The organism is Acidocella sp. (genome assembly GCF_028687955.1).
GTDB lineage: Bacteria > Pseudomonadota > Alphaproteobacteria > Acetobacterales > Acetobacteraceae > Acidocella.
In genome coordinates, this window is the sequence record NZ_JAQTZC010000040.1 from 1 (window position 1) to 20,301 (window position 20,301).

Genomic DNA, 20,301 nt, shown 5'->3' on the forward strand with positions numbered 1-20,301 from the left:
CGACCGAGGAGTGGCTGATATCGCGCTCATGCCACAGCGCCACATTCTCCATCGCGGGCACCACCGCCGCGCGCACCAGCCGCGCCAGGCCGCATAAATTCTCCGAGAGCACCGGATTGCGCTTATGTGGCATCGCCGAAGACCCCTTCTGCCCGGCGTGGAAAAACTCCTCCGCCTCGCGCACTTCCGAGCGCTGCAAATGCCGCACCTCGGTCGCCAGCCGCTCGATCCCGCAGGCAATCACCCCCAGCGCCGCGAAAAACGCCGCATGCCGGTCACGCGGGATCACCTGGGTCGAGACCGGCTCCACCGCCAGCCCCAACTTTGAGGCCACATATGCCTCAACCCGCGGGTCCACATGCGCGAACGTCCCCACCGCGCCCGAGATCGCGCAGGTCGCGATCTCGGCCCGCGCCGCCACCAGCCGTTCCCGGTTGCGCGCGAACTCCGCATAATGCCCCGCCAGCTTCAGCCCGAAACTCGTCGGCTCGGCATGAATCCCATGGCTGCGGCCGATGGTCAGCGTGTATTTGTGCTCCAGCGCCCGCTTCTTCAGCGCCGCCAGCACTTCATCGATATCCGCCAGCAATAAATCCGCCGCCTGCGTCAGCTGCACCGCCAGACACGTGTCCAACACATCCGATGAGGTCAGCCCCTGATGCACGAACCGGCTCTCCGGCCCCACGCTCTGCGCCAGCCAGGTTAAAAACGCGATCACATCATGGCGCGTCTCACGCTCGATCTCGTCAATGCGCTCCACATCCGCGGCATTGATCACCGCCAGCTTCGCGCCGCCTTTCTCCCGGATCACCGCCGCCGCCTCGCGCGGGATCAACCCCGCCTCGGCCATCCCCTCGCAGGCCAGCGCCTCGATCTCGAACCAGATCCTGTACTTGTTCTCCTGCGTCCAGATGGCGGCGGCCTGCGGGCGGCTATAACGGGGGATCATGGTTAACTCCTCAAGTGAAATCTTTAAGGCCCCGCCTAGCCTTCCACCCCCGCATTGACAAGCCGCGTCAGCGCAAGTCACTTCCCCTCATGGACCTTCCGGCACTTCTTCCCCTCCTGGCCATTCTTGTGCAGGTCCTGCTGATCGACCTCGTTCTGGCCGGGGATAACGCCGTCGTCATCGGCCTGGCCGTGAACGGCCTGCCCCAGGCGCAGCGCCGCCAGGCCATCTGGTACGGCATCGCCGGCGCCACCATCATCCGCATCGCCTTCGCTCTGGTCGCGCTGCAAATGCTGCACATCCTGGGCCTCACCCTGGCCGGCGGCATCCTGCTCTTGTGGGTTGTCTGGAAATCCGCCCGCGAGCTGCACGGCGCGCGCGAGAACCATAGCGTCAAGCCCGCCGGCCGCCTGCGCGCCGCCATCTGGCGCATCATCGTGGCGGACATCTCCATGTCGCTGGATAATGTTCTGGCCGTGGCCGGCGCCGCGCATGACCACCCCTATGTGCTCGCCACCGGCCTTGCGGTCTCGGTCGCCCTCATGGGCATCGCCGCCACGCTGGTCGCCAAATTGCTCACCCGTTTCCATTGGCTGGCATGGGTCGGCATCGCCATCGTGCTCTATGTCTCCCTGAGCATGATCTACGAAGGCTCCGCTCAGCTTCTCCACCACCTCACCCCGGCATGAGCGCCAGCCTCGCCCAGGCGGACAAGCGCATCGCCCTCGCCGGTCCACTCACCGCGCCGGGCCTGGGCAGGCTCTGGCCGCAGGCCATCAGCGCCGCCCGCGCCGCCCGCGGCACGCCCCTCACGCTGGACCTCTCCGGCGCCACCATCGTTGATACCTCCGGCGCCGCGCTCATCCTCGCCATGGAAACCGCGCACGGCGGCCCGCTCACCCTCACCGGCGCCACCCCCCGCGCCGCCGCGCTGCTCGCCCAGTTGCGCGCCGCCATGCCGCCTCCCGGCAGCCCCAGGCCCAGCCCCACGCCTCAACCCGGCACGGGCCTGCTGCAAAATGCCAAAATCCGCGTCGAATTCTTCGGCGCCACGGTTCTCGCCCTGCTCGGCCTTCCCGCCAGGCTGCGCTTTCTGCGCGGCGCCGGTTTCCTGCGCATCACCGACCGCGCGGGCCTCCAGGCGCTCCCGCTCGTGCTCATGCTGGGCTTCCTTATCGGCCTCATCCTGGCCTTCCAGTCGGCCATCCCCATGCGCCAGTACGGTGCCGATCTCTATGTCGCCAACCTCGTCTCCCTCTCCCTGTTCCGCGAACTCGGCCCGCTGCTGGTTGCCGTCATCCTGGCCGGGCGCACCGGCTCCGCCTTCGCAGCCGAGCTTGGCACCATGCAGGTCAACGAGGAGATCGCCGCTCTCACCACCATGGGCATAGACCCCGCGTCCATGCTGGTTCTCCCGCGCATGGCCGCCGCCATGCTGGTCATGCCCGGCCTTCTCGCCGCCATGGACATCGCGGGCCTGCTCGGCATGGCGGTTGTGCTCATGCTGCTAGGCTTTCCTCTTTCGGCCATCGCGCAGCAGATACTCTCCGCCTCCCACCCAGCGGATCTTCTGCTGGGTCTCTCCAAGGGGCTGGTCTTCGCCGCCGCTCTTGCCCTCATCGGCTGCCGCGCCGGGCTTACCGCCGGCAATGGCCCGCGCGCGGTGGGCGAGGCGGCCACCTCCGCCGTGGTCGGCGGCATCGTCGCCACCATCCTCATTGACGGCGTTTTTGCCGTCATGATGTACCGGCTGGGGCTATGACGCCGATCATCTCCATCCGCGGCGCCACCCAGATCTTCGGCACCCGCACCATCTTCAAAGATGTCAGCTTTGACATCGAACAAGGTGAAATCTTCGCCATCCTGGGCGGTTCTGGCTGCGGCAAATCCACCCTGCTCAGGCAGATCATCGGCCTGCTGCCGCCCACCGCCGGGCAGATCACCGTCGCAGGCCACTCCGTCACCGGTGATGTGGCGGCCGTGCGCCGCACCATCGGCGTCATGTTCCAGTCCGGCGCGCTGTTCGGCTCCATGACCCTGCTGGAAAATGTCGCGCTCCCGCTCGCCGTCTTCACCGATCTTCCCGCCGCCGCGCGCGAGGAAGTCGCCCGCATCAAGCTCGCCCTGGTCGGCCTGTCTGACGCCGCGCCGCGCCTGCCTGCCGAAATCTCCGGCGGCATGGTCAAACGCGCCGCCATCGCCCGCGCCTTGGCGCTTGACCCTCCGATCCTCCTGCTTGACGAACCCTCCGCCGGGCTTGACCCCATCACCTCCGCCGGGCTGGACCGCCTGATCCTGGAGCTGCGCGCCACGCTCGGCACCACCTTTGTCCTCGTCACGCATGAGCTGCCTTCCATACTCGCCATCGCCGGGCGCTGCGCCATGCTGGACGCCACGGCCCAGGGCCTCATCGCGCTGGGCCAGCCGCGGGAATTACAAGCCAATTCCACAATCCCCATGGTAAAAGCCTTCTTCAACCGGGAGATGCCGTAAATGGAACCGAAAAATGCCGGCCTGCGCGTTGGCATGTTCGTCCTGGCGGGCATTGCCGCCCTGCTTGCCCTCATCTTTTTCCTGGCCGGCATCAACTTCACCCCCAGCCTCCAGCAGGAGACCTATTTCAGTGAGTCCGTGCAGGGGCTTAACGTCGGCACCGCCGTCAAATTCCGCGGCGTCACCATTGGCCAGATTACTGACATCGGCCTTGTCGCCGCTGAATACCCGCCCCCTCCCGGCGCGGCCAGCCAGAAAGTCTATCAGCAGGTTGTCGTCCGCTTCACGGTGGACCCTAAAAAAATCGGCCATAGCGGCAGTCTGCAAAATCTCATCGCACACGGCCTGCGCGTGCAGATCGAGCCGCAAGGCATCACCGGCCTCTCATATCTCGATGTCAGCTTCGTCAACCCCGCGCAATATCCGGTGCAACCCGTGCCCTGGACCCCGGAAAGCACGGTGATACCCTCCATGCCCAGCACCCTCACGCAGATTCAGGATGCGCTGGAGCAGGTCATGTCCTCGCTCTCAAAGGTCGATCTCGGCAAGATGTTTACCCAGATCAACGCGCTCACCACCACGCTGCACGATGAAGTCACCTCCGGCGACGCGCATCAGGCCGTGGCCCAGGCTGCCGCGCTGCTGACCAATCTCAACACCACGCTCACGGCCACAAACCTGCCCGCCACCACAGCCTCCATCCGCAATCTCGCCGCGGGGCCGCAGACGATGCAGATCCTCGCCCAGCTCAACCAGACCACCGCGCAGCTTGCCAAAATCACCGCGCAACTGCCTGCCCTGGCCGCCTCCTCGCAGGCCACCATCAACCAAGCCAACGAGACCACCGCCGACCTTCAAGCCCAGCTGCTGCCCATGCTGGCGGAGATGAGAACCACCGCCGCCAATCTGCGCGCACTTTCCGCCGAGCTGGCGCGCAACCCATCCCAGGTGCTGCTCAGCGCGCCCCCGCCGCCCGATGGAGCTAACCCATGAACCGCCGTTTCGCCTGCCTCGCCCTGCTCGCGCTCAGCGCCTGCACCTCCCTGCTGCCCGCGCAAAAATACATCGCCCGCACCAGCTGGCCGCTCGCCCCGCAGCCCCCGGCGCAAAATCCCGCCAACCCCTCCGGCCCCATCCTCATGGTGCGCGCCATCAGCGCGGCGCCAGGTCTGGACCAGACGGGACTGCAATCCCTGGCGCCTGATGGCAGCCTGAATATCGACTATTACAATAACTGGGCCGCCGCCCCGGCCGATGCCGCCACCCAGGCCCTGCTTACCTGGTGCCAGGCCAGCGGCGCCTTCTCAGCCGTCATCCAGCCGGGCAGCCGGCTCAATCCCGGATTGATCGTTGAAGGCGAACTCACCCAGCTGCTGGCCAACCCCGCGAGCGGCCAGGCAACCGCCGTGCTTACGCTCGCCGTCATCAAACCCGCGGGCGGCATCACCACCGCCGCTCTGCCGTTGGTGCAACAGCGCATCACCGGCGCCGCTCCGCTCGTGGGGGCCACACCCGCCGCGCAGGCCGCGGCCCAAAACGCCGCCCTGGCCAGCGCCCTCGTCCAGGCGGTGGCGCTGCTCACCCGCTATGCCAGGTAGTTTCCCCCGCCATGGCCGCGCCCGCGAGGGTTGACATCCTCTCACCCCGCGCGCGCTAATTCGCGCTAAATCCGGTCCTCACCCCGCCCGCCGTAATGGTGTCCACCTCATCTCCCGGGCCATCCAATCGCGGCGTCACCACCACGATTCGGCCGTTGATCTGCGAAATCTCCCGGCTTTCGCTGCACGAGCCAAAGGGCTTGGAGAGTATCGTGGTGCCGCCCAGGATCAGCGCCTGAAATTTCAGCGGGCACCCACCGCCCGGCGCGCGCTCCGCGATCAACACAACGCCATAGCTTTCCCCGGAGCCGCCGCTGGAACTCGAGGAGATAACGCTGCCATTGGCGCTGGAGGATACAAAGCTGGAGGATGACGCCCCAAAAGCATAAGTCCCCGCAACCGATACCGATTGATCCCTGGTATCATGCAGGACCACGCGCCCATCGGCCGTGAGCGTAAAATCCCCGCTTGCGCCGCTCAACGCAAAGCGATGGCCATTGATATTCCCGTTCACCGTGTCGCCATAGGCCGCCCCCGCCGTCATCATGACGATGATGAAAATCATGAATTTTGACATTTCACGCCTTCATTCACTGTGGCTTCAAAATTTCTTATAGCGCCAAACTGTCCGGTTTATTTTATAAAGATTTGTTTAGACTTATCCGCTCCGCCTTTGCGCCGGTTGATGACAGCCCCGCCCTCACGCCACCGGCGTTTGCGCAAACGCCAGCTCATGCCGCGCGCGCCAGTCCGGCGTCACATAATTCACGATCAGCGAGCGCCGCACCCCGGTGATCTTACGCTTGCGGAACCCATGCCAGGTATTCTTGCCCGGCACGAAGATCAGCCCGGCATTCGGATGAAACGGCGCGGTACCCGCATATTCATCAGGCGCCGCATAAACATCCGTGCCCCATTCCTCATCCGCCGGGGAGGCGTTGAGATAAATCAGCATGGTAAAAAACTTCGCCCCGATATCCGTATGCGGTTCCAGCCAGAAACCATCCGTATCCAGGCAATACTCAATCCGCAGCGAACTTCCGCCCAGCGCCACGCCGCAAACCTGCTCTAGCCGCCCCGTCACCTTCGGGCTTTGCAGCGCCTGCGCCAGCGCCGCGCACACCGGGTAGCGCGCCTGCTCCTGCACGCCAAAAAACAGCCGCGTGCTGTTATGCGTCTCGCGGCGGCCCAGCGTATCCGCAATTTGCGGCGGCGCCAGCGGCAACGCGGCCACGGCGGCGCACATGTCCGCCGGCAGCACATCCTCAAGCAGCCAATGCCGGTAGGGCGCCTCGGCGCGGCGGCTGGCGTCCAAACTCGCCAAAAACCGCGCCGCGGCGGTCTTGGGATCATACATAATTAAGCACCTTCTTGGCCTGCGCCGAAATTTTGTGCCGCATGATCTCGCGTTGCGCGGCGAAGCTATTGGCCATCCAGTTGATCATCACATACCGCCGCACCCCCACATAAGGTTCGTGCCCGTGGAAGGATTTGTCCGACCGGCGGAACGCCACCAACGTGCCCATGTTGGGCGGCACCTCGGCGATCATGTCGTTCAGGTCGTCCGGCCCGCGCAGCAAGCGCAACCGCCCGCCGCCGGCTTCCCAATCCTCGTTGAAATACAGCAGCGCCGTCACCAGCTTGGCCTCGCTGTCGGTATGGATTCGCCCGTCCTTTTCCTGGCAGCGCCCGCGCAGCGTCACCATCACCGGCTGGCCGATCAGCTCCAGGCCGAACTTCTCGCCAAAAGCCTTCGCCACCGGCTGGCTGGTCAGCTCCTCGATCAACGCGCGAAATTCAGGGCCGTATTGTGTGGCCTCCACCGGCAGCAGCCCCGGATAAGCGATCTCAGGAAAGTCTTTTGTAATCTTCGCGGCCGCCTCCGGGCGGATGAAATTTTTTACCACCAAATAACTGAACGGCTCGCGCGTCAGTGAAGTGGCGCGAAAAGCCTCAAGATCAAGCTGTGCCATATTTTACCACCGGGGTTCCACTCCGCCCCCGATAGCAAAACGCCCTCCGTGCGGAATTGATGTGGATCAAGCCCGGCCCCTCTTCACCTGTTGGGCGGATATTAACATCTGCCCGTCATAACGGGGCATCCACCCAGTATGCGGAAGGCCAACTTATATGTTGCAGCAGGAGACGACCGCCAAATCCGGCCCCAGCGAGGCAGCCGCCCTGGCTGAGCGGCGCGGCAATTCGCGCAGGCCGGTCATCAGGAGCGCGAAGATTTTTGTCAGCGCCAATGCCGGTGGCGGGGTGTTCAACTGCCTGATCCTGGATCAATCAAGTGCTGGCGTCCTTGTGGACATGGGTACACTGGCTGAACTGCCGGATGAAGTGACGTTGCAAATGAGCGGCGGCGCCAGCTATCTGGCCCGGCGCTGCTGGGCGGCGGGAACCAAGGCGGGGTTGGAATTCATCGGCGGCCAGATCGTTACCGAGGAGACCTCCCAGCGCATGGCCCGCATCGCCGAAGTGCTGCAACGCCAGGGGGTTGCAACGGCGGTGGCCACATTGCGGACCGCGCGGTTTCTGGACCATGAGAAACTGCGCCACATTGCCGAGGCCGCCGAGGCCGCGGTGCAACGGCTGGAAGCCGCGCTGACGGGCCAAGAGCCTATCTGATCTTATATACCGCAACCCCCGGATAGCTCCGCCACAGCGCATAGTGCGCGGCGAGCGCCTGTTGCAGTTGTGCATACACCGCCAGGTTCACCACCGCCGGGTTGGTGGGCACCGGGGCGCGGCAAACGATGAATTGCGGCTTCCCGGCCAGAATCCGCGCCACCTGCGCCATGGCATCCACCCCCGCCACGCGCGGCAGGCTAAGCCCCACCAATTCTGATGGCAGCACATAGCGCGTCGGCGGCGTCTGGCCGCTCAGCGCGTAGAGAATCGGCTGCGAATCAAACACATACAGGCTTGCCGGGTGCTGCGCCGCCAAATCCGCCCCCACCTGCGCCGTCACATCCGGCACCATGGCGTCATGCAAGGCAATTTTCGCCGCCCAGGCGGGCAGCGCCAGCGTGGCTGCCACAAACCCCGCGCGCACCACCCGCCCGCGCGGCAACAGGCTGAACCACAGCCCCAGGCTCACGCACAGCACAGGCAGAACCTGCAAAAAATAATGGTCATAGAAGGATTTCGCCACCGCCACCCCGGCCAGCCCGCCCAGCAGCCAGGCCGCTGGAAACACCGCCTCCCGCCGCCAGAACGCCAAAGGCAGCAGGGCAAAACCGGCCAGATACAGCGGCCCCCAGCGCCAAAGCTCGATGTGCAGCGCATAGTCCAGCGCCCCTGTGCTGAGCGGCACATCCACCCGGCGCAAGTTGGAGGCCACCGAGCAATCCCACCACAACCCCAGCTTCCCCGCCGCTGCGTAGAGCGCCACCACCGCCAGCAGCGGCAGCGCCGCGCCCAGAATCACGCCAACCCCCGCTCCAACCCGCCGCTGGCGCAGCATGAACAACAAAAACACCACCGGCGCCTCGAACACCGCGACATATTTAACCATGAACGCCGCGCCCAGCAGCACCCCCAACAGCCAGCCCGGCCGGCCCGCGAGCACCGCCCAGACCGCCAGCGCGGTGAACACCGCCATAAACAGCTCGGTATTGGCCGAAAGCCCGTCATTGCTCAGCGCGCACAGCACCAGCGCGTCACCGGCCAGCCAAGCCGCTGCGCGGTCCCTGGTGAGATGTTCGGTGATTTTGAACACGCTGAAGCCCAGCAGGCTCACGCAGGCCACGCTGGCCAGGCGCATCGCCACCACCTGGCTACCGAATACCGCCTGAAAAGCCGCGAAAATAACGTAGATGCCAACCGGCTTATTGTCCCAGATGGTGGTGTAGGGCAGGTGGCCCTCAAGCCAAGCCCTCGCCATTAAAAAATACAGGCTCTCATCCCAGTCCAGCACCGAGCGGCCAAGCACCGGCACCCGGCTGGCCAGCGTGGCCAGGGTGAGCAGCAACGCCACGGCGGCGGCAGGCAGGGGAGCACGTTTCACCCCATGGTGATTGCAGCCGGCCCCGGCTTTGTCCATGATCACTCCACGCAGACGATGAGGGGTTTATGAAAATTTTAGCGTTCACCATGGCGGCGGTGCTTCTGGCGGCGGGCGCCGCGCACGCGCAGAGCGACGATCCCACCGGCCCGCAGCCCAAGCTGCCCACCGAGTCGCTCACCATCGCCGGAGCCGATGGCCAGCGCCATGTCTTTACGGTTGAGCTTCCCGTGACCCAGCAGCAGCAGGATACGGGTGAGATGTTCCGCACCTCCATCCCCGCCGATGCCGGCATGCTCTTCATGTGGCCGCACCCGGAAATGCAGGCGATGTGGATGAAAAACTGCCCCGTGCCGGAGGACATGGTCTTCATCGGCGCTGACGGCATTATCAAATCCATCGCCGAGATGACCGTCCCCTACAGCCTCACCCCCATCTCCCCGGGCGTGCCGGTGCTGGCCACGCTGGAGCTGCAAGGCGGCATCACCGCGGCGCTGAATATCAATGTTGGCGATAGGGTCATTGCCAAGCAGTTTGGCGGCGGCTAAGCCAGCCCACGCAACCATGGCGCCCGGGGTGTTAACCGGGCTTTGTGGTGGCTCGGCTATGGTTCGGGGCGTGGCGCAGCCTGGTAGCGCGCTTGTTTTGGGTACAAGAGGCCCCCGGTTCGAATCCGGGCGCCCCGACCAGTTTTTTGGATTCAAGTTTAAGCAGGAGCTAAGGTTTCATGCGGGCGCGTATTTTCCTTCCCCCCAAATCCGCCATGCAGTCCGGCACCGCCAAGACACACCGCTGGATGCTGGAGTATGAGCCCGAGACCGCCAAGATAAGCGACCCGCTGATGGGCTGGACCGGCTCGGACGATATGCGAAGCCAGATAAAGCTCAGCTTCGCCACCCGCGAGGAGGCCATTGCCTACGCCAAGGCGCACGAAATCCCCTACGATCTGGAAATCCCCACCGCCCGAGTCCGCAAGCCCAAGGTCTATGCCGATAATTTCCGGGCTGACCGCAAGGAAAACTGGACGCATTGAAGGCGGCGGTTTACCACACGCCGGCACGCGCCCTTAGCTCAGCTGGATAGAGCACGAGACTTCTAATCTTGAGGCCGATGGTTCGACTCCATCAGGGCGCGCCAGCATTTCCAACACCTCCAGCCTAGCCGCAAAACATGTTAGCCAATGCGGCTTTGGAAGATGTCATACCAGTCAGCCTTAAGGCTGACTGGTATGCGCGCGGGGCTGGTGGGGCGGCCGCGCGCAAAATCAAGAGCTTATACCAGCCCGCCACCAAACCCAGAGAGTCAAGCTCTTGGCGGGCTGGTATCAGACACCCCCATCATACCCGCCTATCCGGCTTTAACCTCGATTTTCTTGCTGCTGCTTTGCGCGGCGGCGGTTTTGGGCAGCGTTACGCTCAGCACACCTTTTGAGATCTGCGCCGAGATTTTGTCGCGATCGACGCCATCGGGAAGATACACGCTTCGCGAGAATGATCCGTATGAACGCTCCGAGAGGTAGTAGCTCTTCTCCTGGCGTTCCGTTTCCTGCTGTTTCTCTCCTTTTATATTAAGCATCGATCCCTCGATGGAAACATCGACATCTTTGTCCTCCAAGCCGGGAAGCTCCGCGGTGATGGTGTAGGCGCTGCCGTCTTCGGTGACATCCATGGAAGGAGCCAGAGCGCCTGCGGAAGAAAAGAACGGCGCGAAAATCCCTGTATCGCCGCCCGAAAAGAATGGAAGCCGGCTGAAACCTGGCGAAAACCGATCAAACAGATGGTCGACTTCGCTTCGCAATGCCCGCCACATATCGGGACGGCTGGATTTGCCAGTCTCGGAAGATTTCTTTACCTCGACTTGTTTGTTACCCATGATAACTCCTCCATTCCTAAAAATAAAAGCAGAAACCGTGACAAATCTCATGCGGCTGGCAGGGCGCACCGTCGTGGCCTTGCCACCCTGACTGGAACATTTGCTAAAACAACAGGGAAATATCCCTTTCACCTGGTTCCGTTTATGCGGAGGCTGCATTAGCAGCGCACAGCCGAAATTGCATTGACTTCGATCAAATCATCGAGACCTCTGCCTCGACGACCTCGACGCGTTAATGACGTGCCACTCTTAATGGGAAACACTGTAGAAATTAAGCCTTTTCATATTCTGTTATTTCCACTATAGTCGACATATGGATAATGATGGCGTTATTCTCGCGCTTGGTGCACTGGCACAAACCACCCGGCTGGACGTGTTCCGGCTACTGGTCCGCAATGAGCCGGGCGGAATTGCCGCCGGTGAAATTGCTCGGCGGTTGGAGCTTGCGCATAATACGCTCTCGTCCCATCTGGGGATTCTCACTCGCTCGGGCTTGGTGCGGAGCCAGCGCAAAAGCCGCTCGATCATTTACCGGGCCAATCTGGATTGCCTCCGGGCCGTAACGCTGTTCCTCGCCGCCGATTGCTGCGGTGGGAGTCCGGACCAATGCGCGCCGCTCGTTAATGAACTGATCCCTTGCTGTCTCGCGAAGGAAGACGCTCATGCCTAACCGTGTTTATAATGTGCTGTTTCTGTGCACCGGCAATAGCGCGCGTTCAATTTTGGCGGAGAGTATTCTGAGCATGGATGGCGGCGCCAGCTTCCGCGCGTTTTCCGCGGGCAGCCATCCCAAGGGGGTGGTGAACCCGTTTGCCCTTAAAGTGCTGGACGGTAATGGCTATCCAACCATGGGGTTGCGCTCGAAAAGCTGGGATGAATTTGCCGCCCCCGATGCCCCAATGATGGATTTTGTGTTCACCGTTTGCGATGACGCGGCGGGGGAAATCTGCCCGGTCTGGCCGGGTCATCCGGTAACCGCGCATTGGGGAATTGCCGATCCCGCCGCCGTGGACGGGACGGATTTGGAAAAGCAAGCCGCCTTCGTGCAGGCCTTCCGTTTCCTTAAGACCCGCATTGGTGTGTTTCTCAGCCTTCCGCTCGCCAGCATCGATAAAATGGCGCTAGCCACGCAGCTCCGGGCAATCGGCCAGATGGAGGGCGCGACCGCGGCGTGTGAGAAAACGGCTTGAAGTGCTGGCTCCGGAACAAAACCTGACATGAGCGCGATCGCGGCGGCCGCCACGGCAGAATGTGAATCACCCATTACGATATGGTATTCATAAAGTTTTTCAATCAAGGATCCTGGTTTAATGACGGCTCACAAAACGGTTCTCATTCTCTGCACCGGCAATTCCTGCCGTTCGCAGATGGCGGAAGTGCTGCTCCGGCATGATCTGGGTGGCGCGGTGCGTGTGCTCTCGGCGGGTACACGCCCGCAGCCCAAGGTGGCTGCCGGCGCCATTGCGGCATTGCAGGAGGCAGGGCTGCCAACCGATGGGCTCTACCCGAAAGACGTTGACGCGGTGATGAACGAGCCGATCGATCTGGTCGTGACCGTTTGTGATAATGCCAAGGAAACTTGCCCGGTGTTTCCACGTCCGGTGCCGCGCACGCATATCGCGTTCCACGATCCGCATGGTGAGCCGCTAGAGAGTTTCATCCGCGTGCGCGATGATATCCGCGCCCGTTTGGTGCCGGCCGTCCGCGAAGCCCTGGGCCTGTAAGGAGCTGTCATGTCTGTGCAATGTGAGGTTACCGCCAGGGCCGCGGCCGGGGCAAAGATGAGCGTATTTGAGCGCTTTTTGAGTCTCTGGGTTTTTTTGTGCATCGTCGCCGGGATATTGGCCGGGCAGGTGGCGCCCGGGCTGTTCCAGGCGGTTGGGGGCATGGAAATCGCCCAGGTCAACCTGCCTGTCGGGTTGCTGATATGGGTGATGATCATCCCCATGCTGGTGAAGGTTGATTTCGGGGCGTTGCATGAGGTGAAGCAGCATGTGCGCGGCATCGGCGTAACGTTGTTCATCAATTGGATGGTCAAACCCTTCTCGATGACGCTGCTGGCTTCGCTGTTCATCGGGCATTTGTTCCGCCCATTGCTGCCGCCTGGGCAGATTGACAGTTACATCGCCGGGCTGATCTTGCTAGCGGCGGCCCCGTGCACGGCCATGGTATTTGTCTGGAGCCGCCTCTCAGGTGGTGATCCGTTGTTCACGCTCTCGCAGGTCGCGCTTAACGATACCATCATGGTGTTTGCCTTCGCGCCCCTTGTCGGCTTGCTGCTGGGGTTGTCGTCAATCACCGTGCCATGGGCCACGCTGCTCACCTCCGTGGTGCTCTATATCGTCATCCCGGTCATCATCGCGCAGCTCTGGCGCCGCAGCTTGTTGAAGCGCGGCCAGGGCGTGTTCGACGCTGCGATGGTGAAAATCGGCCCCTGGTCAATCCTTGCCCTGCTGCTCACCCTGGTGCTGCTGTTCGCGTTCCAAGGGGAGGAAATCATCAAGCAGCCGCTGGTGATCGTGCTTCTGGCCGTGCCCATTCTGGTGCAGGTATTCTTCAATGCCACGCTGGCCTACGGGCTCAACCGCGCGCTGGGTGAAAAACACAACATTGCTTGTCCCTCGGCGTTGATCGGTGCTTCGAATTTCTTCGAGCTGGCGGTGGCGGCGGCCATCAGCCTGTTCGGCTTTAACTCCGGCGCGGCGCTGGCGACTGTGGTGGGGGTGCTGATTGAAGTGCCCGTAATGCTGCTGACAGTCAAACTCGTGACAGCAACCAAGGGCTGGTACGAGCGCGCCGATGAAGCCAAGAGCCATGGCTGAGACGGTGATGCCAAATCTGGGCCGGGCCTGCTTCCAGCAGATTGACGAAGACAAATTTTTCAACGCGCCGCAGCCGCAACACGCAGTCACGCAAACGTTTCGCAGGATGGAAGGCGGCTATGCGGTGGCGGAGAAATGATCATCTGATACCAGCCCGCCAAGAGCTTGACTCTCTGGGTTTGGTGGCGGGCTGGTATAAGTTCTTGATTTTGCGCGCGGGGCTGCCCCAAGTGAGCGGGAATTGTGCCTGGGCAGGCCCTAACACATTAGGCTTTGTTGTTTTTTCGAACCAAATCCGCACAAATTGGGGTGCAAGCGAAAAATAAACTATATTTAACACTGTGTTATCGTTGTTTTTACGGATATGCTCCACGTGGAGCGCGCCGCAATGGCATCAGCCGTGCAGAGCGCGCTTGATGCCATCCAGCGCGAGAAATCCCATGGCGTCGCGCGCCTCCACCGTAGCGCTGCCGATATGCGGAAGCAGTACGGCATTTTCCAGTTCAAGATACCCGGGATGAAGATTGGGTTCATTGTTATAAACATCCAGACCCGCCGCCAGAACATGGCCTGAGCGTAGCGCCGCGATCAGCGCATCGTCATCCACCGCGCTTCCCCGTCCGGTGTTTACCACTACGGCGCCGGGTTTGAGCATGCCGATCCGCTTGGCATTCAGCCAGTACATGGTGTCCGCTCCACCTGGTGCATTGATCGACAGAAAATCAATCGCGCCCAAAAAGCTGGCGTCATCCTCATGGTAGTGGGCCCCAAGCTCCAACTCCGGGGGCAGCCGGTTGCGGTTGCGATAATGTATCGTCATCCCCAAACCTCGGGCCATGCCTGCCAACTCCCGCCCGATGCGCCCCATGCCGAAAATGCCGAGCACTTTGCCTGCAACCCCGTGCCCCAGATGAAACGTGAGCGAGAACCCCGTCCATTTTCCCGCGCGTAACAGGCGTTCACCCTCGCCGGCGCGGCGGGCCGCCATGAGCATCAATGTCAGCGCCAGTTCCGCTGTGGCGGTGTTGAGCACTTCGGGCGTATTGCAAATTTCAATTCCTCGCGCGGCTGCGGCGGCGAGGTCTATATGTTCCTGCCCGACACTGTAGGTCGCGATCACTTTTATGCTGGCAGGCAGCTGCGCGATTAACACGGCGTCAAACTTATCGGCCGGGGTGCATAAAATCGCATTCACACAGGCAAGATTTTCCAGCAGTACCGCTGGGTCGAAAACTCCTTCAAGAGCAAGCTGCCGTACCTCATGTTCGCGCGCCGCGCGAGTCGCCACGGCTGGGGGCATTTTGCGGGTGATGAGCAGCATTTTTTATCTCCCTGTTGGTGAAATCACCATAACCGGGTTCATTCACAGGACCAAGCGCAGTGGTTTTTGCTGGTCCTCCGGAGGGGAGGGAGGTTGACGGTCAGGCGATTGCGCGTGCGTGCGTTTCTGCCAAAGTGGAGAGGGGGCGGGAGGTGGCATCAGGCTGGATATCCTGGCGATGGTCGATCACCATGTAGCCGCGGCCCCAGTTCGTTTCAATGAAATCCTCAACACCCATGGCCTGGAGCTTTTTGCGGATTTTGCAAATGAAGACATCGATGATTTTCGGGTTTGGTTCGTCGAGCCCGCCATAGAGATGGTCCAAAATAGCCTCCTTGCTCAGCACGACGCCTTTGCGCAAGGCCAGAATTTCAGCGATCTGGTACTCCTTTTTGGTCAGGGTAACGGGCTTGCCCTTCGCGTAGATTTTTTTCACGTTCATGTTGATTTCAACAGAGCCGATGCGCAGCGCGTTTTCCTGGAAGCCTCGGCTGCGGCGAATGAGATTTTGCACTTTCATGAAGATTTCCTCATGCGAAAGGGCGTCGACAATCAGATCATCCGCTCCGGCCTGGAGCACGCGCAGGCGGGCTGCCTCGTTCATGGTGCGGGCGACCGCCACGATTGGCGCGCGGAGCCGAGCCAGGCGGAGTTTACGCACAATATCCAGATCGCCTAGGCGTTCCTCGGACAGGCGGAGCAGAACCGCGTCGTAATCGTAAAACTTGATCAGATCGAGGGCTTCCTCGGGGTCGTTGGTTTCATCGACGATGGCGAGACGTGAGCGCAAAAATGCGGTTAAAAGGTCTTTTTTATTTGAGATAGTCTCAAAAGATAGGATTTTCATGTAAACCTCCAGATCATTGAGGCATAGATACAACCATAGGAAGTATTAGTCAATAAATTTGTTTAACCTTCGCGTGAAACGTGTTAAAATTAAGAATTTATAAATAAAATCAGCAATGACGGAGTAGTGACGGGATGCCAGAGGAGAGCCTGAGGTTAAAAAAATGGCGAATATACGCCGTTTTTTGAGAAAACCCCGAAACCCGGCGCAGCGCCCGGCGCGGCGGGTTTAGGGGGCGGAGACGAAAACAGCGCCCTTGAGGGGGCGCCGTTTGGTGGTTTCGAGCTGTTTTCCCCCGAGGGGGTTAAATTATTTCGATTTTAGCAGGTCGCGGATTTCGCCCAGCAGGCTTTCAGTCGGCGTGGGGATGGGCGCGGCGGGGGCGGGGGCTGGGGATTTATAGAGTTTTGAGATCAGCCGCACCATCCAGAAGATCGCGAAGGCGACGATGAGGAAGTTGAATACTGCGTTGAGGAAGATGCCGTAGTTAATGGTGACGTCGCCGGCTTTCTGGGCTTCTGCCAAGGTGGCGGCGGGTGCGCCCTTGAGGATGATGAAAAGGTTGGAGAAATCCACGCCGCCAGTGGCCAGGCCGATGACCGGGGTGATGATATCCTTGACCAGGCTGCCGACGATGCCGGTGAAGGCAGCGCCGATGACAACGCCGACCGCCAGATCGACGACGTTGCCGCGCATAACGAAGGCCTTGAAGTCATCCACCCAGCCGGGTTTTTTGAGGGGTAGTTTGGTTTTTAGTAGGTCGGACATGAAACTCCTCCGGGCATTTAGTGAATTCAGTACGCTTTCACCATAAAAGAAGGCTGCCGGGGATGCCAGATGATTCGCTTTGCTTGTTGCCCGGCGCGGCCGGGATCTGACACAAGGGGTGGATTGTTTGGAGGGCGGCATGCGCAAAAAGATGATTTCCTTGAGTCTGCTGCTGGTTCTGGCTGGTTGTGGTTCGGGCACGGGCCGGTTGACCGGCACCACGGCCGGAGGGGCCGCGACGGGGGCTGCCATCGGGCTGGTCGGCGGGCCGATCGGCGTGGTGGTGGGGGCCGGCATTGGCGCCGGTGTGGGAGCGCTCAGCGCCACCAACACCACGCCAAAGCAGGTGAATTTGGGTAATGCGCCCTGGGATAAGAGCGGGCAGTAGCGCGCGGGGAAGGCGCGGCGGGGTGGCAAGGCAGCCCCCTGCTTCCCTCGCCGGATATATGTGCTAAACGCCGGATCCCATGCGTCAATTCCTGGACTTTGAAAAACCTGTCGCCGAACTCGAGAGCAAGATCGAGGAACTGCGGCGAATGACCCAGCCCGGCGAGATCAATATCGTCGATGAGGTGGCGCGGCTTTCCGCCAAGGCGGACAGCCAGCTGAAATCAATTTATGCGCGGTTGACGCCCTGGCAGAAAACCCAGGTGGCCCGCCATGCGGAGCGCCCGAAGGCGGGGGCGGTGATCGCTGCGCTGATTACCGAGTTCACCCCGTTGGCCGGCGACCGGGCGTTTGCCGACGATGCGGCGATTATCGGCGGCATGGGCCGTTTCCGCGGTCAGGCGGTGATGGTGATCGGCACTGAAAAAGGCACTGATACGGAAAGCCGGATCAAGCATAATTTCGGCATGGCCAAGCCCGATGGCTACCGAAAGGCGCGCCGGTTGATGGAACTGGCCGGGCGGTTCAACATGCCGATTCTCACTTTTGTTGATACATCCGGCGCGTTCCCTGGCATCGAGGCCGAGGCGCGGGGGCAGGCGGAGGCGATTGCGCGCGGGATCGAGGGCTGTTTGAGCGCCCCGGTGCCGCTGGTGGCGGCGATTATCGGCGAGGGAGGCTCGGGCGGTGCGATTGCGCTGGCGGCCGGAAACGCGGTGCTGATGTTTGAACATGCGATCTATTCGGTGATTTCGCCGGAGGGCTGCGCCTCTATTCTGTGGCGTGACGCCGCGCAGGCGCCGGTGGCGGCCGAGGCCATGCGAGTCACCGCGCAGGATTTAAGAAAACTGGGGTTGATCGATGAGATCGTGCAGGAGCCGCTGGGCGGCGCGCACCGCGACCCGCAGACGGCGCTGGCGGCGCTGGGTGATGCCATTGCGCAGCAGTTGAGCCTGATGAAGGGGCTGACGCCAGAGTCGTTGAAGAGCCGCCGCCGCGATAAATTTTTAGCGATGGGTAAGCTGGGGCTTTAAGCTTTGGCCTGGTAGCGCCCAGTGGCCAGGCCGAGCCAGGCAACCAGACCGAAGGCGGCACCGATGATGCCAGTGGTGGCGTTGTAGTTGACCACCGCGGCGATGCCGAGGCCAAGGGCCAGCGCCGCCGGGGCCCGCCTGCCCAGGAAAAACGCCGTCAGCCCTAGCGCCAGGGCGGCCCAGCCGAAGCCCTGGTAGTATTGCAGCATGAGCACCGCATGGCGCGGGACGCAGATGGCAGGCGCGTTGGCGGCGGCGCACATGCCCACGGTGGCGCGCGGCGCGATGGCGAGCAGGCGGAAGGCAAAGGCCCCGCCGCCCAGAATTGCCGCCGCGCAGAGGCTGATCCAGTCTCCGGCTGACCAGTTGAAGCCTTTGCTCATAAGACACGTCCTCTTTAATAATCGTAATAACCCAGGTTGCTCTCAGGCGTTTGGGGCCGTATTGCTGCGCCGCATAACGCCTAACCCATACATGGTACATGACACGCCCCACCAGCCCGATGGCCGCAAAAAGTTTTCAGGATATCATCCTCACCCTGCATGGCTTCTGGGCCAGGCAGGGCTGCGTGATTCTGCAACCCTATGACGTGGAGATGGGGGCGGGGACCTTCCACCCCGCGACCACCCTGCGCGCCCTGGGGCCAAAGCCCTGGCGGGCGGCCTATGTGCAACCCTCGCGGCGGCCGTCCGACGGGCGCTACGGGGAGAATCCGAACCGTTTGCAGCATTATTATCAGTATCAGGTGATTGTGAAGCCGAGTCCCGCCGACGCCCAGGAGTTGCTGCTGGCGAGTTATGACGCCATCGGTATTGACCGCGCCCGCCACGACATCCGCTTTGTGGAGGATGACTGGGAAAGCCCGACGCTGGGCGCCTGGGGGCTTGGCTGGGAGGTGTGGTGCGATGGCATGGAGGTCGGCCAGTTCACATATTTCCAGCAGGTTGGCGGGATTGCGGTGGATTTGCCGAGTTTTGAGATGACGTATGGGCTGGAACGCCTCGCGATGTATGCGCAGGGGGTTGAGAATGTTTATGACCTCGACTTCAACGGCGCGGGGGTGCGTTACGGCGATGTGTTTTTGCGCGCGGAGAAGGAATATTCGGCGCATAATTTCGAGTTCGCCAATACCGACATGTTGATCCGGCATTTTGCCGATGCCGAGGCGGAGTGCGCGGCGCTGGTGGGCCATGGCCTGGCGCTGCCGGCGTATGACCAGTGCATCAAGGCAAGCCATTTGTTCAATTTGCTGGATGCGCGGGGTGTGATCTCGGTGGCGGAACGCGCCTCGTACATCGGGCGGGTGCGGGCGCTGGCGAAGGCTTGTGCCGAGACCTGGGTTGCCGGGGAGAGCGCGTGATGCCAGAGTTTTTTCTGGAGCTGTTCTCCGAGGAAATCCCGGCGCGGATGCAAAAAGCCGCCGCGCAGGAGTTACGCGATATTTGCGTGAATATTTTCGGGGAACTCTCGCCCAGCCATATCCGCGGCTTTTATGGTCCTCGCCGGATTGTACTTGCCGCCTCCATCGCCAGCGAAAAGCCGGGCGGGGTGGTGGAAGCCCGTGGCCCGCGCGACAGCGCGCCGGAAGCCGCCCTTCAGGGGTTTCTCGGCAAATATGGCGCAAAGCGGGAGGATGTGGTGGCCGAGGGCGGTTATTTTGTGCTTCGGCGCATGATGCCCGCCGTGAGTGCCGCGCAGTTGCTCCGGGAGGCTTTGCCCGAGGCACTGGCCAGATTCTCCTGGCCGAAATCGATGCGCTGGGGCCAGGGGGGCGGCTTCACCTGGGTGCGCCCGCTGCGCCGCATCGTCTGCCTGCTCGATGGCGAGGTGCTGCCCATCACCCTCGGCCCCGTGACCGCGAGTAACGAGACCGAAGGCCACCGCGTGTATGGCCCTGGCCCGATCTCCGTCTCTTCCTTTGAAGTCTGGGAAGAAAAACTGCGTGAACACAAGGTCATCGTTGACCAGGACGAGCGCCGCCAAGCCATCGCCGATGGCCTGGCCGCCAAGGCGGCCGCGCTTGGCCTCACCGTGGCGCCGGACGAAAACCTGCTCGATGAGGTTAACGGGCTGGTGGAATGGCCGGTGCCGCTGATCGGGAAAATCGGCGCCGAATTCATGGATCTTCCCCCGGAAGTGCGGGAACTCTCCATGAAGGTGAACCAGAAGTATTTTGCCCTGCGCGATGCGGCGGGCAATCC

27 protein-coding genes and 2 tRNA genes are annotated in these 20,301 nt (G+C 62.0%); 19 read left to right on the forward strand and 10 right to left on the reverse strand.

What is annotated here, in order from left to right; translation table 11 throughout:
- Positions 1–949 (reverse strand): adenylosuccinate lyase (gene purB / locus PHE40_RS06795; protein ID WP_299959883.1); only part of this gene is annotated, 949 nt, incomplete at its 3' end.
- Positions 950–1,038: 89 nt separating this feature from the next.
- Here purB and PHE40_RS06800 point away from each other — a divergent pair.
- Genes PHE40_RS06800 through PHE40_RS06820 form a run of 5 tightly spaced genes read left to right on the forward strand, consistent with a single transcriptional unit; the run spans position 1,039 to position 5,040 of the window.
- Positions 1,039–1,638, forward strand: coding sequence for a TerC family protein (locus PHE40_RS06800; protein ID WP_299959886.1), 600 nt, complete (start codon positions 1,039–1,041; stop codon positions 1,636–1,638).
- The gene (locus tag PHE40_RS06805; protein ID WP_299959889.1) at positions 1,635–2,711 is read left to right on the forward strand and encodes an ABC transporter permease; all 1,077 of its coding nucleotides are present in this window, start codon (positions 1,635–1,637) and stop codon (positions 2,709–2,711) included. The genes PHE40_RS06800 and PHE40_RS06805 overlap by 4 nt, the downstream gene beginning before the upstream one ends.
- Positions 2,708–3,442: an ABC transporter ATP-binding protein gene (locus tag PHE40_RS06810; RefSeq protein WP_299959892.1), complete on the forward strand. Its 735-nt coding sequence runs from the start codon at positions 2,708–2,710 to the stop codon at positions 3,440–3,442. Before PHE40_RS06805 ends, PHE40_RS06810 begins: the two co-directional genes overlap by 4 nt.
- Positions 3,443–4,435 carry an MlaD family protein gene (locus PHE40_RS06815; protein ID WP_299959895.1) on the forward strand — a complete coding sequence of 331 codons (993 nt, stop codon included), beginning with the start codon at positions 3,443–3,445 and terminating at the stop codon, positions 4,433–4,435.
- A complete protein-coding gene (locus tag PHE40_RS06820; protein ID WP_299959898.1) occupies positions 4,432–5,040 on the forward strand; it encodes an ABC-type transport auxiliary lipoprotein family protein in 609 nt (202 codons plus the stop codon). The genes PHE40_RS06815 and PHE40_RS06820 overlap by 4 nt, the downstream gene beginning before the upstream one ends.
- A gap of 55 nt (positions 5,041–5,095) precedes the next feature.
- Here the strand turns inward: PHE40_RS06820 and PHE40_RS06825 are convergent, their stop codons facing one another.
- The 3 genes from PHE40_RS06825 to PHE40_RS06835 all read right to left on the reverse strand — a co-directional run bounded on the left by PHE40_RS06825 (position 5,096) and on the right by PHE40_RS06835 (position 7,013).
- Positions 5,096–5,617: a hypothetical protein gene (locus PHE40_RS06825; RefSeq protein WP_299959901.1), complete on the reverse strand. Its 522-nt coding sequence runs from the start codon at positions 5,615–5,617 to the stop codon at positions 5,096–5,098.
- A gap of 123 nt (positions 5,618–5,740) precedes the next feature.
- The gene (locus tag PHE40_RS06830; protein WP_299959904.1) at positions 5,741–6,397 is read right to left on the reverse strand and encodes a 2OG-Fe(II) oxygenase; all 657 of its coding nucleotides are present in this window, start codon (positions 6,395–6,397) and stop codon (positions 5,741–5,743) included.
- Positions 6,390–7,013: a 2OG-Fe(II) oxygenase gene (locus PHE40_RS06835; protein WP_299959906.1), complete on the reverse strand. Its 624-nt coding sequence runs from the start codon at positions 7,011–7,013 to the stop codon at positions 6,390–6,392. Before PHE40_RS06835 ends, PHE40_RS06830 begins: the two co-directional genes overlap by 8 nt.
- Positions 7,014–7,170: 157 nt before the next feature.
- Here PHE40_RS06835 and PHE40_RS06840 point away from each other — a divergent pair, with 157 nt between their 5' ends.
- Positions 7,171–7,671, forward strand: a complete 501-nt coding sequence (locus PHE40_RS06840; RefSeq protein ID WP_299959909.1) for a hypothetical protein — start codon at positions 7,171–7,173, stop codon at positions 7,669–7,671.
- Here PHE40_RS06840 and PHE40_RS06845 read toward each other — a convergent pair.
- Positions 7,664–9,052 carry a glycosyltransferase family 39 protein gene (locus PHE40_RS06845; protein WP_299959912.1) on the reverse strand — a complete coding sequence of 463 codons (1,389 nt, stop codon included), beginning with the start codon at positions 9,050–9,052 and terminating at the stop codon, positions 7,664–7,666. The genes PHE40_RS06840 and PHE40_RS06845 overlap by 8 nt on opposite strands.
- Before the next feature lie 65 nt (positions 9,053–9,117).
- On the opposite strand from PHE40_RS06845, the gene PHE40_RS06850 reads away from it, so the two are divergent.
- From PHE40_RS06850 to PHE40_RS06865, 4 genes are all read left to right on the forward strand, one after another.
- On the forward strand, positions 9,118–9,597 hold the full coding sequence (locus tag PHE40_RS06850) for a DUF192 domain-containing protein (RefSeq protein WP_299959915.1): 480 nt from the start codon (positions 9,118–9,120) through the stop codon (positions 9,595–9,597).
- Positions 9,598–9,661: 64 nt separating this feature from the next.
- Positions 9,662–9,738 (forward strand) — tRNA-Pro (locus PHE40_RS06855).
- Between the two features lie 38 nt (positions 9,739–9,776).
- Positions 9,777–10,082, forward strand: a complete 306-nt coding sequence (locus tag PHE40_RS06860) for an ETC complex I subunit (RefSeq protein ID WP_299959918.1) — start codon at positions 9,777–9,779, stop codon at positions 10,080–10,082.
- A 27-nt stretch (positions 10,083–10,109) separates the two neighbouring features.
- A tRNA-Arg gene (locus PHE40_RS06865) sits at positions 10,110–10,186 on the forward strand.
- Positions 10,187–10,396: 210 nt separating this feature from the next.
- Here PHE40_RS06865 and PHE40_RS06870 read toward each other — a convergent pair.
- The gene (locus PHE40_RS06870; RefSeq protein WP_299959921.1) at positions 10,397–10,921 is read right to left on the reverse strand and encodes an Hsp20/alpha crystallin family protein; all 525 of its coding nucleotides are present in this window, start codon (positions 10,919–10,921) and stop codon (positions 10,397–10,399) included.
- Positions 10,922–11,234: 313 nt separating this feature from the next.
- Between PHE40_RS06870 and PHE40_RS06875 the strand changes: the two genes are divergently transcribed.
- The 5 genes from PHE40_RS06875 (at position 11,235) to PHE40_RS06895 (ending at position 13,882) form a co-directional block, all read left to right on the forward strand.
- Entirely contained in the window at positions 11,235–11,591 is a 357-nt protein-coding gene (locus PHE40_RS06875; RefSeq protein ID WP_299959924.1) for a helix-turn-helix transcriptional regulator, read from the forward strand.
- A complete protein-coding gene (locus PHE40_RS06880; RefSeq protein WP_299959927.1) occupies positions 11,584–12,111 on the forward strand; it encodes an arsenate reductase ArsC in 528 nt (175 codons plus the stop codon). The genes PHE40_RS06875 and PHE40_RS06880 overlap by 8 nt, the downstream gene beginning before the upstream one ends.
- A 120-nt stretch (positions 12,112–12,231) precedes the next feature.
- Positions 12,232–12,645 carry an arsenate reductase ArsC gene (locus PHE40_RS06885; protein WP_299959930.1) on the forward strand — a complete coding sequence of 138 codons (414 nt, stop codon included), beginning with the start codon at positions 12,232–12,234 and terminating at the stop codon, positions 12,643–12,645.
- A 9-nt stretch (positions 12,646–12,654) separates the two neighbouring features.
- Positions 12,655–13,743 (forward strand): ACR3 family arsenite efflux transporter, encoded by a 1,089-nt coding sequence (arsB, locus tag PHE40_RS06890; protein ID WP_299959933.1) that lies wholly within the window; start codon positions 12,655–12,657, stop codon positions 13,741–13,743.
- Positions 13,736–13,882 carry a hypothetical protein gene (locus PHE40_RS06895; protein WP_299959936.1) on the forward strand — a complete coding sequence of 49 codons (147 nt, stop codon included), beginning with the start codon at positions 13,736–13,738 and terminating at the stop codon, positions 13,880–13,882. The genes arsB and PHE40_RS06895 overlap by 8 nt, the downstream gene beginning before the upstream one ends.
- Before the next feature lie 255 nt (positions 13,883–14,137).
- On the opposite strand, the gene PHE40_RS06900 is transcribed toward PHE40_RS06895, so the two are convergent.
- From PHE40_RS06900 to mscL, 3 genes are all read right to left on the reverse strand, one after another.
- The gene (locus PHE40_RS06900; RefSeq protein ID WP_299959938.1) at positions 14,138–15,064 is read right to left on the reverse strand and encodes a D-glycerate dehydrogenase; all 927 of its coding nucleotides are present in this window, start codon (positions 15,062–15,064) and stop codon (positions 14,138–14,140) included.
- Between the two features lie 100 nt (positions 15,065–15,164).
- Positions 15,165–15,911 carry a response regulator transcription factor gene (locus PHE40_RS06905; RefSeq protein WP_299959941.1) on the reverse strand — a complete coding sequence of 249 codons (747 nt, stop codon included), beginning with the start codon at positions 15,909–15,911 and terminating at the stop codon, positions 15,165–15,167.
- 309 nt (positions 15,912–16,220) lie between these two features.
- The gene (gene mscL / locus PHE40_RS06910) at positions 16,221–16,679 is read right to left on the reverse strand and encodes a large-conductance mechanosensitive channel protein MscL (protein WP_299959944.1); all 459 of its coding nucleotides are present in this window, start codon (positions 16,677–16,679) and stop codon (positions 16,221–16,223) included.
- 139 nt (positions 16,680–16,818) lie between these two features.
- On the opposite strand from mscL, the gene PHE40_RS06915 reads away from it, so the two are divergent.
- On the forward strand, positions 16,819–17,067 hold the full coding sequence (locus tag PHE40_RS06915; protein WP_299959947.1) for a hypothetical protein: 249 nt from the start codon (positions 16,819–16,821) through the stop codon (positions 17,065–17,067).
- 79 nt (positions 17,068–17,146) lie between these two features.
- Positions 17,147–18,100 carry an acetyl-CoA carboxylase carboxyltransferase subunit alpha gene (locus PHE40_RS06920; protein WP_299959949.1) on the forward strand — a complete coding sequence of 318 codons (954 nt, stop codon included), beginning with the start codon at positions 17,147–17,149 and terminating at the stop codon, positions 18,098–18,100.
- Here PHE40_RS06920 and PHE40_RS06925 read toward each other — a convergent pair.
- Entirely contained in the window at positions 18,097–18,483 is a 387-nt protein-coding gene (locus PHE40_RS06925; RefSeq protein WP_299959952.1) for a hypothetical protein, read from the reverse strand. The genes PHE40_RS06920 and PHE40_RS06925 overlap by 4 nt on opposite strands.
- A 98-nt stretch (positions 18,484–18,581) precedes the next feature.
- Between PHE40_RS06925 and PHE40_RS06930 the strand changes: the two genes are divergently transcribed.
- Positions 18,582–19,460 (forward strand): glycine--tRNA ligase subunit alpha, encoded by an 879-nt coding sequence (locus PHE40_RS06930; protein ID WP_299959955.1) that lies wholly within the window; start codon positions 18,582–18,584, stop codon positions 19,458–19,460.
- On the forward strand, positions 19,460–20,301 hold an 842-nt coding region (locus PHE40_RS06935; protein ID WP_299959958.1), incomplete at its 3' end, for a glycine--tRNA ligase subunit beta. The genes PHE40_RS06930 and PHE40_RS06935, both read left to right, overlap by 1 nt.

What these genes read in the sequence shown, in the direction of transcription:
- PHE40_RS06905 (WP_299959941.1), bottom strand. Translation starts at nt 15,911, where the DNA reads ATGAAAATCCTATCTTTTGAGACTATCTCAAATAAAAAAGACCTTTTA.
- PHE40_RS06900 (WP_299959938.1), bottom strand. Translation starts at nt 15,064, where the DNA reads ATGCTGCTCATCACCCGCAAAATGCCCCCAGCCGTGGCGACTCGCGCG.
- PHE40_RS06930 (WP_299959955.1), top strand. Translation starts at nt 18,582, where the DNA reads ATGACACGCCCCACCAGCCCGATGGCCGCAAAAAGTTTTCAGGATATC.
- PHE40_RS06840 (WP_299959909.1), top strand. Translation starts at nt 7,171, where the DNA reads ATGTTGCAGCAGGAGACGACCGCCAAATCCGGCCCCAGCGAGGCAGCC.
- PHE40_RS06875 (WP_299959924.1), top strand. Translation starts at nt 11,235, where the DNA reads ATGGATAATGATGGCGTTATTCTCGCGCTTGGTGCACTGGCACAAACC.
- PHE40_RS06920 (WP_299959949.1), top strand. Translation starts at nt 17,147, where the DNA reads ATGCGTCAATTCCTGGACTTTGAAAAACCTGTCGCCGAACTCGAGAGC.
- PHE40_RS06850 (WP_299959915.1), top strand. Translation starts at nt 9,118, where the DNA reads ATGAAAATTTTAGCGTTCACCATGGCGGCGGTGCTTCTGGCGGCGGGC.
- PHE40_RS06885 (WP_299959930.1), top strand. Translation starts at nt 12,232, where the DNA reads ATGACGGCTCACAAAACGGTTCTCATTCTCTGCACCGGCAATTCCTGC.
- PHE40_RS06820 (WP_299959898.1), top strand. Translation starts at nt 4,432, where the DNA reads ATGAACCGCCGTTTCGCCTGCCTCGCCCTGCTCGCGCTCAGCGCCTGC.
- PHE40_RS06870 (WP_299959921.1), bottom strand. Translation starts at nt 10,921, where the DNA reads ATGGGTAACAAACAAGTCGAGGTAAAGAAATCTTCCGAGACTGGCAAA.
- PHE40_RS06925 (WP_299959952.1), bottom strand. Translation starts at nt 18,483, where the DNA reads ATGAGCAAAGGCTTCAACTGGTCAGCCGGAGACTGGATCAGCCTCTGC.
- PHE40_RS06805 (WP_299959889.1), top strand. Translation starts at nt 1,635, where the DNA reads ATGAGCGCCAGCCTCGCCCAGGCGGACAAGCGCATCGCCCTCGCCGGT.
- PHE40_RS06860 (WP_299959918.1), top strand. Translation starts at nt 9,777, where the DNA reads ATGCGGGCGCGTATTTTCCTTCCCCCCAAATCCGCCATGCAGTCCGGC.
- arsB (WP_299959933.1), top strand. Translation starts at nt 12,655, where the DNA reads ATGTCTGTGCAATGTGAGGTTACCGCCAGGGCCGCGGCCGGGGCAAAG.
- mscL (WP_299959944.1), bottom strand. Translation starts at nt 16,679, where the DNA reads ATGTCCGACCTACTAAAAACCAAACTACCCCTCAAAAAACCCGGCTGG.
- PHE40_RS06830 (WP_299959904.1), bottom strand. Translation starts at nt 6,397, where the DNA reads ATGTATGATCCCAAGACCGCCGCGGCGCGGTTTTTGGCGAGTTTGGAC.
- PHE40_RS06825 (WP_299959901.1), bottom strand. Translation starts at nt 5,617, where the DNA reads ATGTCAAAATTCATGATTTTCATCATCGTCATGATGACGGCGGGGGCG.
- PHE40_RS06895 (WP_299959936.1), top strand. Translation starts at nt 13,736, where the DNA reads ATGGCTGAGACGGTGATGCCAAATCTGGGCCGGGCCTGCTTCCAGCAG.
- PHE40_RS06800 (WP_299959886.1), top strand. Translation starts at nt 1,039, where the DNA reads ATGGACCTTCCGGCACTTCTTCCCCTCCTGGCCATTCTTGTGCAGGTC.
- PHE40_RS06835 (WP_299959906.1), bottom strand. Translation starts at nt 7,013, where the DNA reads ATGGCACAGCTTGATCTTGAGGCTTTTCGCGCCACTTCACTGACGCGC.
- PHE40_RS06815 (WP_299959895.1), top strand. Translation starts at nt 3,443, where the DNA reads ATGGAACCGAAAAATGCCGGCCTGCGCGTTGGCATGTTCGTCCTGGCG.
- PHE40_RS06880 (WP_299959927.1), top strand. Translation starts at nt 11,584, where the DNA reads ATGCCTAACCGTGTTTATAATGTGCTGTTTCTGTGCACCGGCAATAGC.
- PHE40_RS06810 (WP_299959892.1), top strand. Translation starts at nt 2,708, where the DNA reads ATGACGCCGATCATCTCCATCCGCGGCGCCACCCAGATCTTCGGCACC.
- PHE40_RS06915 (WP_299959947.1), top strand. Translation starts at nt 16,819, where the DNA reads ATGCGCAAAAAGATGATTTCCTTGAGTCTGCTGCTGGTTCTGGCTGGT.